Origin of the sequence: Castellaniella sp. S9 (assembly GCF_027257175.1) — a bacterium.
Taxonomy (GTDB): domain Bacteria; phylum Pseudomonadota; class Gammaproteobacteria; order Burkholderiales; family Burkholderiaceae_B; genus Castellaniella.
On the sequence record NZ_JAPFGD010000009.1, the window covers coordinates 103,574 to 121,711 of the forward strand.

The 18,138-nt window shown below is 63.2% G+C and carries 17 protein-coding genes; 15 read left to right on the plus strand and 2 right to left on the minus strand.

The features are described 5' to 3' along the window. Window positions 1–343: 343 nt before the first annotated feature. The 8 genes from OOZ48_RS15135 to OOZ48_RS15170 all read left to right on the plus strand — a co-directional run bounded on the left by OOZ48_RS15135 (window position 344) and on the right by OOZ48_RS15170 (window position 8,118). On the plus strand, window positions 344–1,273 hold the full coding sequence (locus OOZ48_RS15135; protein ID WP_006226011.1) for a DUF3577 domain-containing protein: 930 nt from the start codon (window positions 344–346) through the stop codon (window positions 1,271–1,273). Between the two features lie 58 nt (window positions 1,274–1,331). Further along, entirely contained in the window at window positions 1,332–2,021 is a 690-nt protein-coding gene (locus OOZ48_RS15140) for a DUF3275 family protein (RefSeq protein ID WP_006226012.1), read from the plus strand. Between the two features lie 94 nt (window positions 2,022–2,115). Continuing rightward, complete coding sequence (locus OOZ48_RS15145) at window positions 2,116–2,442, plus strand: hypothetical protein (RefSeq protein ID WP_006226013.1); 327 nt, start codon at window positions 2,116–2,118, stop codon at window positions 2,440–2,442. 102 nt (window positions 2,443–2,544) lie between these two features. After that, window positions 2,545–2,886, plus strand: coding sequence for a hypothetical protein (locus tag OOZ48_RS15150; protein ID WP_006226014.1), 342 nt, complete (start codon window positions 2,545–2,547; stop codon window positions 2,884–2,886). A gap of 104 nt (window positions 2,887–2,990) precedes the next feature. Then, on the plus strand, window positions 2,991–3,641 hold the full coding sequence (locus tag OOZ48_RS15155) for a hypothetical protein (protein WP_012112318.1): 651 nt from the start codon (window positions 2,991–2,993) through the stop codon (window positions 3,639–3,641). Window positions 3,642–3,666: 25 nt separating this feature from the next. Next, the gene (locus OOZ48_RS15160; RefSeq protein ID WP_227335317.1) at window positions 3,667–4,815 is read left to right on the plus strand and encodes a DUF6094 domain-containing protein; all 1,149 of its coding nucleotides are present in this window, start codon (window positions 3,667–3,669) and stop codon (window positions 4,813–4,815) included. A gap of 103 nt (window positions 4,816–4,918) precedes the next feature. After that, window positions 4,919–7,198: a helicase-related protein gene (locus OOZ48_RS15165; RefSeq protein ID WP_012112320.1), complete on the plus strand. Its 2,280-nt coding sequence runs from the start codon at window positions 4,919–4,921 to the stop codon at window positions 7,196–7,198. Window positions 7,199–7,338: 140 nt separating this feature from the next. Continuing rightward, window positions 7,339–8,118: a competence protein CoiA gene (locus tag OOZ48_RS15170; RefSeq protein ID WP_012112321.1), complete on the plus strand. Its 780-nt coding sequence runs from the start codon at window positions 7,339–7,341 to the stop codon at window positions 8,116–8,118. 68 nt (window positions 8,119–8,186) lie between these two features. On the opposite strand, the gene OOZ48_RS15175 is transcribed toward OOZ48_RS15170, so the two are convergent. Both OOZ48_RS15175 and OOZ48_RS15180 read right to left on the minus strand, forming a co-directional pair. Continuing rightward, window positions 8,187–10,001, minus strand: a complete 1,815-nt coding sequence (locus OOZ48_RS15175) for an ATP-dependent helicase (RefSeq protein WP_012112322.1) — start codon at window positions 9,999–10,001, stop codon at window positions 8,187–8,189. Then, window positions 9,988–11,772 (minus strand): ATP-dependent nuclease, encoded by a 1,785-nt coding sequence (locus OOZ48_RS15180; RefSeq protein WP_012112323.1) that lies wholly within the window; start codon window positions 11,770–11,772, stop codon window positions 9,988–9,990. Before OOZ48_RS15180 ends, OOZ48_RS15175 begins: the two co-directional genes overlap by 14 nt. A 224-nt stretch (window positions 11,773–11,996) precedes the next feature. Here OOZ48_RS15180 and pilL2 point away from each other — a divergent pair, with 224 nt between their 5' ends. From pilL2 to OOZ48_RS15215, 7 genes are read left to right on the plus strand one after another with little or no spacing between them, the layout of a single operon-like run. Next, complete coding sequence (pilL2, locus tag OOZ48_RS15185; protein ID WP_041536874.1) at window positions 11,997–12,596, plus strand: PFGI-1 class ICE element type IV pilus protein PilL2; 600 nt, start codon at window positions 11,997–11,999, stop codon at window positions 12,594–12,596. After that, window positions 12,593–13,243: a hypothetical protein gene (locus OOZ48_RS15190; protein WP_012112325.1), complete on the plus strand. Its 651-nt coding sequence runs from the start codon at window positions 12,593–12,595 to the stop codon at window positions 13,241–13,243. Before pilL2 ends, OOZ48_RS15190 begins: the two co-directional genes overlap by 4 nt. A 14-nt stretch (window positions 13,244–13,257) precedes the next feature. Then, window positions 13,258–13,983, plus strand: coding sequence for a TIGR03759 family integrating conjugative element protein (locus tag OOZ48_RS15195; RefSeq protein ID WP_012112326.1), 726 nt, complete (start codon window positions 13,258–13,260; stop codon window positions 13,981–13,983). Then, a complete protein-coding gene (locus OOZ48_RS15200; RefSeq protein ID WP_012112327.1) occupies window positions 13,965–14,555 on the plus strand; it encodes a transglycosylase SLT domain-containing protein in 591 nt (196 codons plus the stop codon). The genes OOZ48_RS15195 and OOZ48_RS15200 overlap by 19 nt, the downstream gene beginning before the upstream one ends. Beyond that, window positions 14,552–15,100, plus strand: coding sequence for an integrating conjugative element protein (locus OOZ48_RS15205; RefSeq protein WP_269499714.1), 549 nt, complete (start codon window positions 14,552–14,554; stop codon window positions 15,098–15,100). Before OOZ48_RS15200 ends, OOZ48_RS15205 begins: the two co-directional genes overlap by 4 nt. Before the next feature lie 4 nt (window positions 15,101–15,104). Then, window positions 15,105–17,306: a type IV conjugative transfer system coupling protein TraD gene (gene traD, locus OOZ48_RS15210; protein ID WP_012112329.1), complete on the plus strand. Its 2,202-nt coding sequence runs from the start codon at window positions 15,105–15,107 to the stop codon at window positions 17,304–17,306. After that, window positions 17,303–18,052, plus strand: a complete 750-nt coding sequence (locus OOZ48_RS15215) for a TIGR03747 family integrating conjugative element membrane protein (RefSeq protein WP_269499715.1) — start codon at window positions 17,303–17,305, stop codon at window positions 18,050–18,052. The genes traD and OOZ48_RS15215 overlap by 4 nt, the downstream gene beginning before the upstream one ends. Window positions 18,053–18,138: the final 86 nt, after the last annotated feature.

Sequence of the window (18,138 nt, forward strand, 5' to 3'; positions counted from 1 at the left end):
CGCAGCCCCCCACACCGGGGGCTTTCTTTTGCGCTGAGCCGGGCTGCGTGGACAAAGGGAAACGCGCGGATGCCAATTGATTGCTGTCGCGCGCGCGAGGCCCGGCCATGCTGACCCCATGCCTGCTGACGCTGTCAGCGACATGCCAGGCAACCATCGGTCTTCGAGGTTGCGGCGCAGTTTCCACTGCGTGACCGAGCCAGCTCGCACCGCATCCATCCGCGAGCGGCCACCAGTCCCTGGTGGCGGATGCTTTCGCCTTATCAACCCACCGCGGGGTTACGCACCTTTCCTCGCATGCGTGGGCTCGGTGTGTCTCCGCTTTTCCCTATGGAGATTCACCATGAACACCACTTCCAACGAGAAATCGTATTTCGACCTCCACACCTCGGGCATCGGCTACCTCCAGCGTGTCCGTGAGGTGCCCGTCAGGGGCGGCCGCCGTGCGCAGCCCTTCCTGGCCTGCACCATCGCCGCGCTGGTCGGCCCCGCCAGGGACCCGAGCTACCGCTACTTCGACGTCAAGGTCTCGGGTGCCGAGGCCAAGAAGCTCGTTCAGCGCTACATCGGCGTTGACGATTCCAAGCAGCGACCGCTGGTGCGCTTTCGCCTCGGCGACCTCTGGGGCGATGCCTACATCCGCGACAAGGGCGAACAGAAAGGCCAGGCCGCCGCATCCCTCAAGGCGCGACTGCTCAAGGCCGAGCTGATCGAGCGGGCCGAACTGGCTTCGATCGAGCAGCACGAGTTGATCACCCGTGGCATCGGCTACCTCAACCGTCCGAAGGACGTCACCCCCAAGGATGGTGACCCGTTCCTGTCGTGCTCCATCGCCGCGCTGGCCGGACCTGTCGATGAACCGGAATATCGGTACTTCGACACGATCGTCGCCACCCCTGAAGCCGAGCATCTGGTTCGCCGATGCGTGCAGGCCATCGAAGGGGATCGCAAGGTGCTGATCGCCTTTCGTCTGAACGACATGAAGATCGATCCGTACATCCGCACCAAGGGCGAGCACGCTGGGGAACCGGCCGCAAGCCTGGAATCGACGCTGGTCCACATCGGTCTGATCAAGATCGACGGCACCCAGGTCTATCCGACGAGCCAGGCGCATGCCGAGGCAGCGCCAGCGGAGGACGCACCCGCGTCCGAAGCCGCCAACGCCATCGACACTGCCGCCGACGCCGTTTCCTACCAATCTGCCGAGCCCGCCGAGCGCGAGCCCGAATGTGCAGTCGAGGAGCAGGAGCCGGCATTGGCTGCTTCGTTCTGATCCGGCACGGCCCCTCACGGGGCCTTGCCTTTTTCCTATTCGTCCAAGGAGAACCATCATGGCAGCCACATCGGCACCTACGAGATCAGCCCTACCCATCGTCGTCCCGGGCCAGCTCACGTTGCGGACCATCCGGGGCAAGAACGGCCCGTTCACGGTTGGGCGCCTTTCTACCCCCATCGGCGAGTTCGCGGTTAAAGACGCGGAGTTGGAGCAGTACCCCGAAGGAAAGTACGACGGGGATTTCGTCATTCGCTACATCTTCGCGAAGTCCTATCCGGTCGCGGGCGGCGCGCGGTTTGAAGTGCGCGCAAACCTCGACGGCATGACGCTCAACGGCATCGACAAACTGAGTCGTGATGAGGCCCGCAGCTTCGCCACCCAGGAAGTCGATCCACTCGATGAAGAGCTGGGGACGCAGCCTGCGGAAACGCCGGCCAAGCCCGCCAAGGCCTCCAGACCCGCCAAGCCCGCACCCGTGCAGGCCTCGGCGGACCCGCTGGTCGATACCACGCCCTTCGGTGTGGATGCACCGACGCCCGCTGCGGCGGCTGCCCCTGGCAGCACCGAAGAGGGCGACGTTGCTTTGTTCGGCTTGCTCTGGCCGCTGGGCGATTCCGTGAAATTGGATTCGACCATCGACCGCCGCGCCCTGCGCGCGCAGATCGCCCGCCTGGGCGATCTGGGCTACGCGCTGGACTTCAAAACGCAGGAGTGGAGCCGCCAGGCCGAACTGCAACCTGCGTGATCGCAGACACCGCATGCGCGGTGTTCTTCATCCACCCGCCGGGGCTCTTTCCCTATGCGGGGAGGCCCCCGGCTTTCTTCTGGAGGTCTCCATCATGTCCACCATCGATTGCGATACACCCCGTTCTTCGCTGGGTGAACCCGCGTGGCGAGCTGTTTGCAAGACAGCCGCCGAGCACGCCCAGCGTGGTTGTGGCCTGTCCTGGGACCACTGGGTCACGCTTTTCAGTTCGGAGATCGACGCGCAAGCCAGTCGATTGCCGGAAGAGCAACGCGCACAGGCGCTGCAGATCGCACAGGAATGGGGCTACGCCACACCGGCCGAAAGGCAGGAAACCCAGGACTGGAACGCCGAAAACGGCTACTGCTCGCACGGAATCGAACTGGGTTATTGCCCGTCCGGTTGCGATTCGGACTATTGAGGTCCGGCACACGTCATCGCCGCTTGCGCGGCTTTTCTCCACCCCTTGGGGCAGCACCTGCCTCAGGGGCGGTGCTGTTTCCGATTCACCGAGGACATCACCATGAGTCGGCACTACTTCGACACCGTTCACAAGGGCTTTCCCATCACCGTCGTACTGGGCTGGGACCGGCCGGCAAATTACTTCTTCCTATTCATCGAAAAGCCGGCCGAGCTGATCGACGATACCGCGAAGGTCGAGAGCGACGACTTCTTGTACAGCAACCTGCACGAGAGCGACCCGTTCAACCACTACCTGGACTACTACCGAGTGGTCCTGCGCCATTTCCACATCGACGTGCCCGAAAGCATGTTCACCGAAGTCCAACAGGACTGCGAGGGCAACGTTGGCAACCGTGTAGTCAAGCATCAGGCCGACGGCTCGTTCACCGAACAGACGTTCTGAACGCCCAAGCGGATCGAACACCTTATCCGCATTCCTTCATCCCTAACGGGGCATTCGCTGCCCCTGCGGGCGGTGCTGCCCCTCATTTCATCGAGGACACCACCATGCACGCACACACTTCATCCACCACGCTGTTCCACATCGACGAATGCCCGGACCTGATGGCCGACGCCTGCGTCGGCGACGACCAGGGCAGCCTGATCTTCCTGTCCATCTGGGCGCGCGACACCGCCGTCCAGCAGTTCCTCGCCCGCCTGACCCTCGGGCGCGACGAGCAGGGACTGGACCAGTTCCACATCCTCACCGACCAGGGCGGCAGCGTCCCGGTGTTCATCGGCAACGTCGATCATCTGGAGAAGCGCATCACGCGGGCCTACCGGCGCACGCTGTTCGGCTCCCTCTCCAACGTGTGGCTGTTCGACCGGCGCTGCGTCAAGCCCGACAAGGCCAACGCCAGCGCACTGGCATTGCTGCCACGCGACAGCGCCCACCGGCTTGACCGCCTGTGGACGCTGGTGCGCGACACCTGCCCGTTGCCGCTACTCGACCACTGGCGCGAAACCGTGCTGGAGCTGCTGCAGACCCGCGAGATGCTGGCCCGCCTTCCGTTCGCCCTTGGGCCGTTGGAAGGCCATCGGCTCGCCATCGACGTGCCGGCGCTGACCCTGGCGCTGGGCTCTCTGATCCGCAGTGACGCACTCACCGCCTATCCCTATCCGGCCAAGATTTGGACGCCGAAAGCGGTAGCGGCTTGATCCACCCGCGGAGGCACGCCTTGGCGTGCTTCCGCCATTCCTTCCCGCCAACCAGGAGACTTCCATGGCCCGCATGTTCCCGCGGCTCGCCCGCAATTTCGCCAAGAACGGTTACTACCCGACCGACGAACCCACGCTCGAAAGAGCCCTTAACGCACTGATGCCCAGCGACGGGACGATGTGCATCCTCGATCCCTGCGCCGGCGAAGGCGTGGCTGTCGCCGAAGCCGCCCATGCCCTCGGGCGCGAGCAGACCAAGGCGTTCGCCGTCGAGTTCGACGCGGAGCGGGCACGCCATGCCCGCGGCCTCGTCGATCATTGCCTGCACGCGGACCTGATGGACACAATGGTCTCCAAGCAGTCGTTCGGACTGCTCTGGCTCAACCCGCCGTATGGCGACCTATCCAAGGATGTCAATGGCAACATCGGCTATCAAGGCCAGGGCCGTGCCCGCCTCGAAAAGCTGTTCTACCAACGCACCCTGTCGCTGCTGCAGTACGGCGGCGTGCTGGTCTTCATCGTCCCCGGCTACGTGCTCGACGCGGAGCTGGTCGGCTGGCTGACACGCCACTACACCGATTTGCGGATCTACCGAGCGGTGGAGACGCAGTTCAAGCAGGTGGTGATCTTCGGCCGCAGGGCACGCCAGCGCGAGCAGGCCCTCGATGGCGTCAAGGCCATGCGCAATCTGCTGCTGCAGGTGGGGCTTGGCGAAGTCGAAGCCGAGGAACTGCCGAGCGATTGGCCGTTCCTGCCGTACATCGTCCCCGCCACTCCGGCCGAGCCGGAGCATTTCTTTCGCGTGACGATGGAGCCCGAGCAGTTCGCCGACGAAGTTGGCCGGTTGCAAGGCCTCTGGCCGTCGCTGGACACGCACCTGGGGGCCGCGCAGCAGTCGCTGCGTCCACCGGCGCGTGCTCTTTCCCACTGGCATCTTGCCCTGGCGTTGGCCGCGGGTGCGATCTCCGGCGTGGTGCGCTCCAAGACCGGGCGTGTGCTTGTCGTCAAGGGGGACACCCACAAGGACAAGACGCTCCAGCGGGAATTCACCGAACGCGACGATGGCTCCATCGCCGAGACCCGCATCTTCACCGACAAGTTCGTTCCCGTCATCCGCGCGTGGGACATGACGCCTGGCTCCCCAACTCGGGGCGAGGTGTTGACCATTCGCTGACCTCTTTCCACCGCCGACGGTTCGGCGTTTCTTCTCCCACCACGGGGCATGCCATTGCCCCTGTGGGGGTGGTGCATGCCCCATTTTTCTTCGGAGCATCACTATGTCCCTCGATCTTGAATCTACTGCCGCAGAAGCCACTCCCGTGCAGGGTGAACTGCTCGACGCGGCACCTTCTCCTCTGACCCTGAGCCTTCAGGATTTCGTCGGTGAGTTCGGCGACGAATTGCTGGACTCTCTCAATCGGGCTAACCCGCCGGTCTATACCGGCCAGCCACAGGCGCACCGCCAGCTCATCGTCGCCAGCCTCAAACGCAAGCTGTTTGAGGCCCAGGCCGAAGTCGTCTATGCCGCCGCCGAGCTGCTGGTCGATCGTGGCGAACGCGCCGCGATCGTTAATGGCGAGATGGGGTGCGGCAAGACGACCGTCGGCATCGCCACGGCCGCCGTCCTCAACGCCGAAGGCTACCGCCGCACCCTGGTGCTTTCGCCGCCACACCTGGTTTACAAGTGGCGACGCGAGATCCAGGAGACGGTGACGGGCGCCAAGGTCTGGGTCCTCAATGGTCCGGATACCCTCGTCAAACTTATCAGGCTGCGCGAGCAGTTGGGTGTGCAGCCCACGGGCCAGGAGTTCTATGTCCTGGGGCGCGTCAGGATGCGGATGGGGTTCCATTGGAAGCCTGTCTTCACCCGGCGGCGCACCCGCCACGGAGACGTGGCGGCCTGCCCGGACTGCGGCACTGTCATCACCGACCTTGACGGCGAGCCGGTCAACCCGATCGCACTCGAAGCCGAGGAGTACCGCAGGAAGTGCAGCCATTGCGCCGCGCCCTTGTGGACGCTGATCCGTCCGAGAAGCCTGTCCGGCAGTGACCAGTCCTCGGCTGTCCTCAAAGCCTTGAAGCGCATCCCGACCATCGGGGAAGTCACCGCGCAGAGGCTGATGCAGAAGTTCGGTGATGGCTTCCTGGCCTCGATGCTGGGCGACAACATCCATGAGTTCATCAACCTCATGGATGGCAGCGGCGAGCTGGTGTTTTCCGACCGTCAGGCCACGCGCATGGAACGTGCGATGGCCAACATGGAGTTCGGCTTCGGCGAGGGCGGCTACCAGCCGTCCGAGTTCATCAAGCGCTACCTACCGCAAGGCACGTTCGACCTGCTCATCGCCGACGAGGCACACGAGTACAAGAACGGCGGAAGCGCCCAGGGCCAGGCCATGGGCGTGTTGGCGGCGAAGGCTCGCAAGACCTTGCTGCTGACCGGCACGCTGATGGGCGGCTACGGCGACGACCTGTTCTACCTGCTGTTCCGAGCCCTACCCGGGCGAATGATCGAAGACGGCTACCGCCCGACCACGAGCGGCAGCATGACCTCGGCCTCGATGGCGTTCATGCGCGATCACGGTGTCCTCAAGGACATCTATTCCGAGAGCACTGGCACGGCGCACAAGACCGCGAAAGGCACGAAAGTCAGTGTCAGAACGGTCAAGGCTCCGGGCTTCGGCCCCAAGGGCGTGTTGCGTTGCATCCTGCCGTTCACGATCTTTCTCAAGCTCAAGGACATCGGCGGCAACGTCCTGCCGCCGTATGACGAGGAGTTCCGTGAAGTCGCGATGGACACGGCGCAAGCCGCGGCCTACCGCGATCTGGCGGGTCGGCTCACCGCGGAGCTGAAACAGGCTCTGGCGCGACGCGATACGACCTTGCTGGGCGTGGTCCTCAACGTGCTGCTGGCCTGGCCGGATTGCTGCTTCCGGTCGGAGACCGTGGTGCATCCGCGCACGCGCAACACCTTGGCGTTCGTCCCGGCTCAGTTCTCTGAGTTCGAGCTGACGCCGAAAGAGCGCGAGCTGATCGACGTCTGCAAAGAGGAGAAGGCGCAGGGCCGCAAGGTTCTGGCCTATACGGTCTATACCGGCACGCGCGACACCACGTCGCGCCTGAAGGTGCTGCTGGAGCAGGAAGGCTTCAAAGTGGCGGTACTGCGCGCAAGCGTGGATGCCAGCCGCCGCGAGGACTGGATCGCCGAGCAGTTGGACCGTGGCATCGACGTGCTCATCACCAACCCCGAACTCGTCAAGACGGGATTGGACCTGTTGGAGTTTCCGACGATCGTGTTCATGCAGTCGGGCTACAACGTGTACTCGCTCCAACAGGCGGCACGCCGCTCCTGGCGCATCGGGCAGAAACAGCCTGTGCGCGTGATCTACCTCGGCTACGCCGGCTCCTCGCAGATGACCTGCCTTGAGTTGATGGCCAAGAAGATCATGGTCTCGCAGTCCACCTCGGGCGATGTGCCCGAATCCGGGCTCGATGTCCTGAACCAGGATGGTGATTCCGTCGAGGTTGCACTGGCCCGGCAACTGGTAACCGCCTGATCCTCTGTCTGCCGGCATCCCTTTTGGGGTGCCGGCGGTTTTTCTAGGAAATTGCTGCTCGGAGGATTTGATCGCCGCCCCCGTTTCCAACGCCGGGAAGGCTAAACTGATCGGACAATATCGAAATCTAAGGAGGCACTATGGCTATGGTGATCGAAGCCGCATATGCAGACGGCACTGGTGTAGCCAATGCACTGCGTATGTCTCAGGTGCAGTGGCACGAGTTGCAACGGAATTACCGCGTTGGTGATCTGCAGATGCCTTGCTGCAGCGCTCCAGCGGTCCCCAAGGTCAGTGCTAATGGCTACCCATTCTTCGCACATCTAGGAGGTGCGTGCACTACTTCCGAAGAAAGCCAATGGCATCTGGCGGCCAAGATACTTGTGCGCAGCGTGCTCGAAGACTTGGGTTGCCGCGCTTCGGTTGAAATGCCGGGTTCGGGTGACGCAGGCCGCTGGCAGGCTGACGTTTGGGGTGAGCGCAATGGTGTTAGGTTGGCCGTCGAGATCCAAAGGTCGTATCAGTCGCTCCGCGACTACCGTAAACGCCAAGGGCGGTACAGCGACGAGGGCGTCAAGTCGCTTTGGTTGTTGGGGCAGGAGCGATACAGCACTCTCGCAAAGAGCATGGGCAAGGAGCGCTTGCGCACCGAATTTGGGGGTAAGTTCCCGCCAGGCGGACACTTCGGCCCGTGCCTTCCTGATCTACCCGTCGCGATGCTTGAGCTAGAGCCAGTGCCCACGATCAAAGGTGCCGGATTCTTTACTGCGACCCTTCCAGACCTGCTTGAGGCAGTGCTAAGCAATCGCTTTCTCTGCATTGACGGTCTTTGGTGTATTAATAACCTGGACTCGATGAGTAGCGCCGCCAAACGCTCACACGAGCTCGCCGCAGCCAAGCGCGTGGCGGCAAACACGTAGTTCGGCTGTGGTGCTCCTTGTCATGTGCCGAAGAAACGCCCGGGCTCCTCAGTTCCTATGGCCAGTACTCAAATGCCGGTGGCACGCATTCGAGCCTCTAGCTCATCTAAGAATGGCGAGCGCCCAAGGCGCATCGGGCCATAGCGCCCCTCAACGAACCCCGAATACAACATGTGGACCTCGTCACGCGCACGTGTGAGACCCACGTAGAACAGCCGGCGGCTTTCTCGCAACTTCTCTGGACTCTCGTTGCGCCACGGTAGATTTCCGAGGTCGAGACCGACCATGATGACCACATCGTACTCGCACCCTTTTGCGGAGTGGAGTGTCAGCAGATTTAGATGATCAGGCGAACCGTCCCTACCGCCCAAACTCGTCATGTCCAGCGTAGCCAGTGCGCCGCCTTCGGCGAGCGCTGCCGTCATGCGATCGAGTTGTTCCTTCTGATCGGCAAGCGCCAATTCAGCAGCCAACAGACGGTCAACGATGCCGCTACGCAGCGAAGCGACAAAATCACGCGCAGGTTGCTGGTCGGAGCGTAACGCCCATAGCAAAGCGGTTAGCTCTTGTCCCTCGCGCCTAGCTTGTGCATCGTCCAAGCTCGCTCGATGAAATGCGAGATAGCGGTCGATCAGTCCGCGCAATTGTGGGCGTCCGACACGCCAGCCGCCCGCGCACCACGCCGCACAATCTTCCACCCAGCTCGTCAGGGAAACCTTGCGGTAAGGCGCCGCAGTGTCCACGCGGATGTAATCTAAACCGCCGGCGGTCACAGCTTCGGAGACGATATCGCCTGCGCGGTAGTCTTTGTACAAGATTGCGATATCACCCAGTGTTCGTCCCGGCTTAGAAGCCAATGCTGCCGGAATAATTTGCGCGACAACGTGCGCGGCTTGATCGGCCATACCACCTGGCCGCAGGACGAATTCAATGGTCGCTTGTCGAGCTGGATCGCTCGCTTGATAGCCCCGGACTTCTCCGAGCGCCATCTCCGACGCCGTCACGATCCCTGTGCCAGAGCGATAATTCAGTTGGAGCCTAACAGGCTCGATGTCTCCGCGTGCGGCCAGCTCCATGAGCAACGCGCCGTCAGCGCCCGTGAATCCATAGATCGACTGATCCGCATCACCGACCGCGAAAAGTCGGACACCCCCGTCGAAGGCAAGGCGTTTGACGATGCGATGCAGTGCCACGCCTAAATCCTGGTACTCATCCACCGCGAGCACGGGGAATTTTGCCTGAACCAGAGGTAGTACCCAGTCGTGCTCGGCGATCAAACGCTGGCCGAAGACGACCATGTCATCGTAGTCAATCAGCCCCTCGTCGCGCAGAGCGGCCTCGTAGGCCTCGGCCCACGCAGCGAGCTCCTCCTCGCTACGCCAAGCGACGCTATTTCGATTGAGCACGGAACGGCGATGCCGCCCGAGGTCAATGACCTTGTACGGATGGTTCTGCCCGAAAATTGCGTCTCCAGTTTGCTTCAACAACCGATCACTGACTCGTTGAGTGGCCACCGAAAGCGGGAAGGATATGGGCAGGCCGGCCAAGCGTCCATACGGCATCAAGAGATGACGCAGACAGAACCCATGGACTGTACCAATGAAAAGATTAGGTGCCTGCTGAAGTCCCAAGCTTTCAATTCGGCGAACGAGTTCGCGAGCGCACTCCTGACTGTACGTGATGCACGCAACGCCACGAGGGGACTCGACGTCTTCGGCCAGGATTCGGGCGAGCTTTAGGACGAGCGTCTTGGTCTTACCGCTCCCGGGACCGGCGAGTACCACACAATGTCCTTGAGAGTTGTAAGCTGCCAACTGCCCTGGATTTCCAGCCAACTCGGCAGCCTGAGCCAGGTAGGCTGTACCGACGTTACGCGACGGCATCGCGGATATGCTCCAGCGCAGAGCGAATGTAGGCCGGGCAAACGCCCTCAGACACCGACGGCGCAAGTGCCTGTGCAAATCTCCCCTTGCCAATCCGTTCAATCAACTTCAGCAGCCGGTCTTCATCGACCTGATCCGGATCAGCCACCCACTCTTGTAATGCGTCCCGGGTGACTTGCCTCAGCGGCAACTCCTGCTCGATTACCGCCTTCATCGCCTCGGCCATTCCGGCAGCGAATAGGTCGGATTCCAGCGTGCTCTCGTTGACGAAGTATCCAAACTCCGCGGCGTACTTGAGCACATCATCTATATCCAGGTCATCGTAGCCATATTCTTCATCGACCTCGTTCAAGAGATTAATTAATCGCCTGTGGGCCAGTGGAGGTTTGCCATTGACCGGGTCGCGATCTGTCAAAATTACATGTGGAATATTTAGCCCTTTAGGGCCCAAAAGCTTCACATAAGGAGTGAAGTTCGTCCCCCCGACCGAGCACACAGTGATTCCAAGTATGTCGAAAGGAATCCCGAGGGCCTCGGCGAACGCGGGGATGATGAAGCGCTCAGCGTCCCCTTCAACCAGAATCACTCCCCGGGAAAAGAATATTTCTCCGCGAGTGACGTCGATGTAGCGCTGGAGGTCGTCTTCATCCCTCTGTGTGAAAGGTGCGTTTGCGGTTGAAACCGCGATGGTTTTTCCGTCCGCTGCGTTATGGCGCAGGAGAACGATGGACCTAATCGGTGCAACGCTTGCGATATGCGGTGAGTGAGTAGTGAGAATTGTCGTCAGCGGAGGGGCTTCGTCCTCATCTTCAGCTCTTGTGCCGAGGAAGTAGCGATAGACAAGACGCTGGACATGCGGATGCAGGTGCGCTTCGGGCTCCTCGACGACGAAGAATGTGTGGTCGCGCTCCCCCTCGGAGACGAAGCGGTCGAGTTCGAGGCTCTTCAAGGCCAGGAAGATCAGATTTGCCGTTCCTAGGCTGGCATCGCCGACACCGCGAACACCGTTGTCGATGAGCAGCCGAAGGCTACGCAGCAACGCATCGACTCGCGTAGGTGCAAGTCCGAGCGATACCGGGACGGCATGCTGCCCACCGGCGATGGCGATCAACCGTTCGCTGATTCGTTCCGCTGTCGCGACCACTTCCTCATGACCGGCCAGCTCTCGCTGTGCTTCATCGACCTGATTCTGGATCTCCTCGCGGGCGTCATCATCCAGGGATGCTGCGAGATCCTCAATGAGCGGTCTCAATGGCGAATTACGCCAGCTCGCAAGGTCCTTTTCAGCGTCGCGCAGCGCTACCTGAACATCTATTGGCAACATTCGGCGAAGTGCGCCACCAATGAGCATATCGGGATCGTTACCACCGAAGATTATGTACTCATAGTCTTTCAACGATTCTGGGGCGCGCCCCAGTCCCGCTTTAGGCTGGAAGCGATAGGTGAGTCGGGCCACCATAGGAGGGCCAGGATTAATCACGCAGTCGTTGAGGTGGGCCATCAACCGGGGATCGTTTGTGAAGTCCGTTAGATCCACAGAGACCTCAATGGTCGCACCAACCTTGTCTTCGCCAAGTCCGTCCCAGAAATACTCAAGCCCCAGTTGTCGATCGCGTTCAGACAAACCTGGATCAAGGATCAACTGCAGGCCGCGAATGAAATTGCTCTTGCCAACCTTGTTCTCTCCAACGATGACGATGCTTTCCCCCGTCTCGACATCAACATCCGAGAAATTGGCGAAATTGATCAACCTGACCCGAGAAACCCTCATTTACGTCCCCATCCATTGGTGTTTTAACAAATTGTAGCAGTCATGCGGCCGGCCTCCATCCGCCGACCACGACCGAGCTTTTCCGTTACAGCCCCCCCTCGAGGCCGATTTTGTTCGACTAGACCGCTGCCGGTAAATCGGACGCAGCGTGGTCCGCATTGTTTGCTGCTGCTCCCGGCCTAAGCGGCGATGGTGAGGGCTCGATGTTTCAGGACGCCGAGCTTATGTGCCCAACTCCACCTTGGTTTCACCATCCCGAACGCCGCCTGCTGGCGGGAGTCCTCGGCCTGCTCTGGTCGGTGCTGGCTGGCGGTTGCGCGACGACGACTGCGCCACCCGCGCCTGATGTCATCGAGGAAGTCTCGGCCGCACCCGAACCCGAGACGCCCGAGTACATCCCCGTTGTGCGTTACGGTCGCTACACGCTAGTCGAGCTAGCACCCCCGGCTGCACAGCGGGACCTGCTGTTGCAGACCATCGACGTGTCCATGCCCGAAGATGCCCGCGCCACCGTCGGCGATGGGCTGCGGCATGTGCTCAAGCGCAGTGGTTACGGCCTGTGCCAGACGGCGCACGCGGTGACCGAGCTGTATGCCCTGCCGCTGCCGGCGGCGCACCTGCACCTCGGCCCCATGACCTTACGCGATGCGCTGCTCACACTGGCTGGCCCGGCTTGGGAACTGCACGCGGATGATCGCGCACGACAGATTTGCTTCGAACGGCCCGCCGACAGCGCGGCTATCGAACCTGCATCCGAGCCATCCGCCGCCGACGCGGTGCAGACGTTCCCGGTGGAGCCTTCGGTTTCGGGAGGCCAGCTATGAACGCCCCGCGGTCTGCCCGGCGCTCGGCCGCCGCCGTGGTGGTGCAGAGCCTTCTGTGGCTGTGGCTGATCGGCCTCAGCGTCTTCGTAGCTTTGGGCTACCAGACCATGAACGACCAAGCCGACCAGGAGCGGCTCGATTCCCGCCTGCAACGCCTGGAAGCGCAGGCGACGGGCCTGGCCGAGACCATCGAGGCCATCCAGCAGCGTCCGGCCGTCGCAACGGCGGCAGACCTCAAAGACACCCGCCAAGTCCTGGAAGCACGCGCTGCCCAAGTTGAGAAAACGCTGAGCGGCTATGCCGCTGCCGACGACCTCCAGGCGCTGCGCGCGGAGGTCGAGCAGATCAAGGCGCGCCAGACCGCTGCGCCTGTTCCGCGCGCCGCAGCACCCGCCCGGCGGCGCACATCGGGCAAGGCCGTTGCCAAGCCCGAACCGCCGTCGCTGCCGTTCCGTGTCGTCGGCGCCGAATTGCGCGCTGGCCAGCGCAGCGTGTCCGTCGCGCCGAGCAGCGCGGACTCCACGCCCGACCAGCTTCAGGTGCTGCTGCCAGGTGATGCGCTCGGCCCGTGGCGCTTGCGGGCTGTCGAGGGCAACACCGCCGTGTTCCTGGCCGGCGATCGGACCCGTCGCGTGGCGATTCCCTGACCGGAGCACACGACATGCAGCCGTCGATCATCCTTTTCGCGCTCCTGCTGGCATCCGCCCAGTTGCCCGCCTGGGCGCAGCAGCCGGCCACCGCCCCGGCCCGCAATGCGCAGAGCCAGGAGCGTCCGCTGGTCGCCCGAACCCCAGATGACAAGGTAGCAAGCGACTGGGGCCTGCAACCGCAGGAATGGACGCGCTATCGCGAGTTGATGGACGGGCCGCTAGGCATCTACTCGCCCAACCTGGACCCGCTGTCCGCCTTGGGTATTGAGGCCCGCACCGACGAGGAACGGCGGCGCTACGCAGAACTGCAGGTGCAAATCGAAGCGCGCCGCGTCGAGAAGCTGCTTGCCTATCAACGTGCCTACGACGAAGCCTGGCAGCGCTTAAACCCCGGCATGCAACGGGTGAACCTGCCTGACGATAAGCCCAGCGCCGGCGCAGTGCGCGGCAGCGGCCGCATGGCGGTGTTCGTCAAGGACGGCTGCGCGGCCTGCGGACAGCTCGTGCAGCGCCTGCAATCCTCGGGTACCGAGTTCGACCTGTACATGGTCGGCAGCCGCCAGGACGATGCACGCATCCGTGATTGGGCCAAGCGCGCGCAAATCGATCCGGCCCGCGTGCGCAGCGGCAGCATCACGCTCAACCACGACGGCGGCCGCTGGCTGTCGCTGGGCCTGCCCGGCGACTTACCAGCGGTCGTACGCGAGGTGAACGGCCAATGGCAGCGCCAACCCTGACGGCGCCGCTGCGCGCACTGGTGGTCGCTGCTGGCCTGTACGTCAGCACCGTCTATGCCCAGGAGGTTCCGCCGCCGGCCTACCAGCTTGCCGCCCAGCGCGCGGGCATCCCTTCGACGGTGCTCTACGCCGTGGCCCTGCAAGAGAGCGGTATCCGACGCAACGGGCGCATCGTCCCGTGGCCTTGGTCCCTCAACGTCGCCGGCCAGTCGCGCCGCTACACGACCCGAGCCGACGCCTGCGCGGGTTTGCAGCGGGCGATGCGCTCGACGCCTCATACGCGCATCGACGCGGGCCTTGGGCAGATCAACCTCGGCTACCACCAGCAGCGCTACAGCACCGCGTGCGACCTGCTTGACCCGTACCGCAACCTCGCCATCGCCGCCGAGATTCTGAAAGAACAGCACACCCCCGGTGAGGACTGGCTGGTGGCGGTCGGCCGTTACCACCGCCCCGCGGGTGGTGAGCCGGCCGCCCGCTACCGGCGCAGCGTATCCCGCCACCTCGCCCGCGTGCAGGGTGCGCGCTCAACCACTGCGGCGTCCGCCGCGCGCCAGGAGACCTCCCCATGACGAAATCCCATCTGGCCCATCTCACGTTCAAGGGCCTGCTCATGCTGCTGACGATCCTGCCGCTGGCCTCGCGTGCCGGCGTGCCGCTGATCGTGGTCGAGGACCGTGGCGGTGCATCGGCGCTGCCGTACTACGAAGCACTCAACCTCCAGCCGCGGGACAACGGTGCAGCGCGGTCGCCCATCCCGATGCCGCAGGTTCCCGCGACACCCGCGGATGAGGCTGCGATGCTGCCGGTGCGCAGCGCCAAGCTCACGCCCGGCACCGTCGCGCGACGGGTGATCGAGGCACCGGGCCTGCGGCCGTTAGTGGTCATTGGCGACGACAAGGCTTCCCGGGACTGGCTGCAGCGCCATGCGGGCTCCTTGCACGAGCGCGGCGCGGTCGGCCTGGTGGTCAATGTCGAGACCGCACAAACCTTGGCGCGGCTGCGCGCACTGGCGCCCGGCGTGCCACTGGCACCCGTGGCGGGCGATGACCTGGCTGAGCGTCTGGGCTTGAGGCACTACCCGGCGCTGATCACGGCCACCGGCATCGAGCAATGAAGCCATGTCGGGCAAACAGCCGGTTGAGGTTCTGCTTCGCCCTGCGGTGGAGCTATATACCGTCGCAGCGTGTGCAGGTGCCGCGTTTCTGTCCCTGGTGGCCCCGTGGTCGCTCGCACTGAGCCCCGGCATGGGCGTCGGCAGCGCGCTGGCGTTCGGCGCCTACGGTGCCATCCGCTACCGCGATGCCCGCGTGATCCTGTGCTATCGGCGCAACATCCGCCGCCTGCCGCGGTACGTGATGACCAGCCGCGACGTGCCGGTCAGCCAGCAGCGGCTCTTCATCGGTCGGGGCTTTCTCTGGGAGCAGAAGCACACCCATCGGCTGATGCAGACGTACCGGCCGGAGTTTCGCCGCTACGTTGAGCCGACACCCGCTTATCGGCTGGCGCGGCGTCTGGAAGAACGGTTGGAGTTCGCGCCGTTTCCGCTTTCACGCCTGCCGAGGCTCACAGGCTGGGATGTGCCTTTCAACCCCGTTCGGCCGTTGCCGCCCGTGGGGGGCCTGCCGCGATTGCACGGCATCGAGCCGGAGGAGGTGGACGTCAGCCTGCCGCTGGGCGAGCGCGTCGGGCATTCGCTGGTCTTGGGCACCACCCGCGTGGGCAAGACCCGGCTGGCCGAGTTGTTCGTGACGCAGGACATCCGGCGCAAGAACGCATCCGGCGAGCATGAGGTCGTCATCGTCATCGACCCCAAGGGCGATGCCGACCTCCTGAAGCGCATGTACGTCGAGGCCAAGCGCGTGGGCCGCGAGGGTGAGTTCTACATCTTCCATTTGGGCTGGCCGGAAATCAGCGCCCGCTACAACGCGGTGGGTCGCTTCGGTCGGATCTCGGAAGTGGCGACACGCATCGCGGGACAGCTCTCCGGCGAAGGCAACAGCGCGGCATTCCGCGAGTTCGCATGGCGCTTCGTCAACATCATCGCCCGCGCCTTGGTGGAACTGGGGCAGCGCCCGGACTACATGCTGATCCAGCGGCACGTCATCAACATCGACGCGCTGTTCATCGAGTACGCCCAGCACTTCTTCGCCAAGACCGAGCCCAAGGCCTGGGAGGTGATCGTCCAGATCGAGGCCAAGCTCAATGAGAAGAACATCCCGCGCAACATGATCGGGCGCGAGAAGCGCGTGGTGGCGCTGGAGCAGTACCTTTCCCAGGCGCGCAACTACGACCCGGTACTCGACGGCCTGCGCTCTGCAGTCCGCTACGACAAGACGTACTTCGACAAGATCGTCGCATCGTTGCTGCCGCTGCTGGAGAAGCTCACCAGCGGCAAGATCGCCCAGCTCCTGGCCCCGAACTACTCCGACCTGGCCGATCCGCGCCCGATCTTCGATTGGATGCAAGTCATCAGAAAGCGCGCCGTGGTCTATGTGGGCCTGGATGCGCTCTCGGACGCTGAAGTCGCCGCAGCGGTCGGCAATTCCATGTTCTCGGATCTAGTATCCGTCGCAGGGCACATCTATAAGCACGGGATCGATGATGGCTTACCCGGTGCATCGGCAGGCACACGCGTGCCGATCAACGTGCACGCGGACGAATTCAATGAGTTGATGGGCGACGAGTTCATACCGCTCATCAACAAGGGTGGCGGCGCCGGCCTGCAAGTTACTGCGTACACGCAGACGCTCTCGGACATTGAAGCCCGCATTGGCAACCGCGCGAAAGCCGGCCAGGTGATCGGCAACTTCAACAACCTGTTCATGCTCAGGGTCCGGGAGACGGCCACCGCCGAACTGCTGACCCGGCAATTGCCGAAGGTCGAGGTCTATACGACCACCATCGTCTCCGGTGCGACCGACAGTTCGGACATCCGCGGCGCGACGGATTTCACCAGCAACACGCAGGACCGTATCAGCATGTCCAGCGTGCCAATGATCGAGCCCTCCCACATCGTCGGCCTGCCCAAGGGGCAGTGCTTCGCGCTGCTGCAGGGCGGCCAACTCTGGAAAATCAGGATGCCACTGCCGGCGCCGGACCCCGATGAGGCCATGCCGCAGGATCTGCAACAACTGGCGGGCTACATGCGCCAGAGCTACACCGATGCCACCCAATGGTGGGAGTTCACCAGTTCCCCAGCCTTACAGGATGCGGCCTTGCCCGACGATCTGCTCGATGACGCCGAGCTGGCCAAGCCGGTCGAGTCTGCCGCGGCGGCCACCGGCGCCGACGACAGCGCCGAAAACGAGGCCTCGCCATGAAAGATGCCGCCTCGACCGCGCAGCGGGAGCAGAACCAGCGCCAAGGTCTGATCGTCGGCACCATCACCTTGCCGTTCCGGCTGCTCGGGGTGCTGATCGGCTCGCTGCTGTTCTCCATCGTGGTGGAGTGCGTCGGCATGCACCTGTTCTGGAAGGAACAGGGCTGGCGCCATTCTCAGCAGATGTTGCAGTACGAAATGGGGCACCTGTCCAATCACTTCACGCGCAGCGTGGTCGTGCAGGAGCCGGGGCGCACGGCGCACGAGCTGGTGGATACCGGCTACGAATGGGTGTTCGTGCGCTCGGGGCTGCTGGAACGCATGAGTCAGACCGCTGAGCGCGCCCGCACGCCCAGCCAGGGACAGACGCGGAACTTTCGGTACTTCATCAGCCAGGTCTATGTCTGGGCCGAGAGCTATCTGATTGCCGCCGCGTTCACGACGTTGACCTTTCTTGTGCGGCTGTTGGTTCTGGCGCTCACGCTGCCCTTGATCTTCACGGCGGCATTCGTCGGGCTGATCGACGGCTTGGTTCGGCGTGACGTGCGTCGATTTGGCGCCGGGCGTGAATCGGGCTTCATCTACCATCGTGCGAAAGCCAGCCTGATGCCGCTGGCCGTGCTGCCGTGGATCACCTACCTGGCACTGCCGATCTCGGTGCATCCGCTGCTGATCCTCCTGCCGAGTGCCGCCTTGCTGGGCTTGGCCGTGAGCCTGACCGCCGGCAGCTTCAAAAAGTATCTCTAGACCATCAATCCGGTCGCCCGCGAGTTCCTATTGTTTGCGGCCTGAAGTCGCCCTGATCTCCACGATCGAGCCATTGCTGATCACAC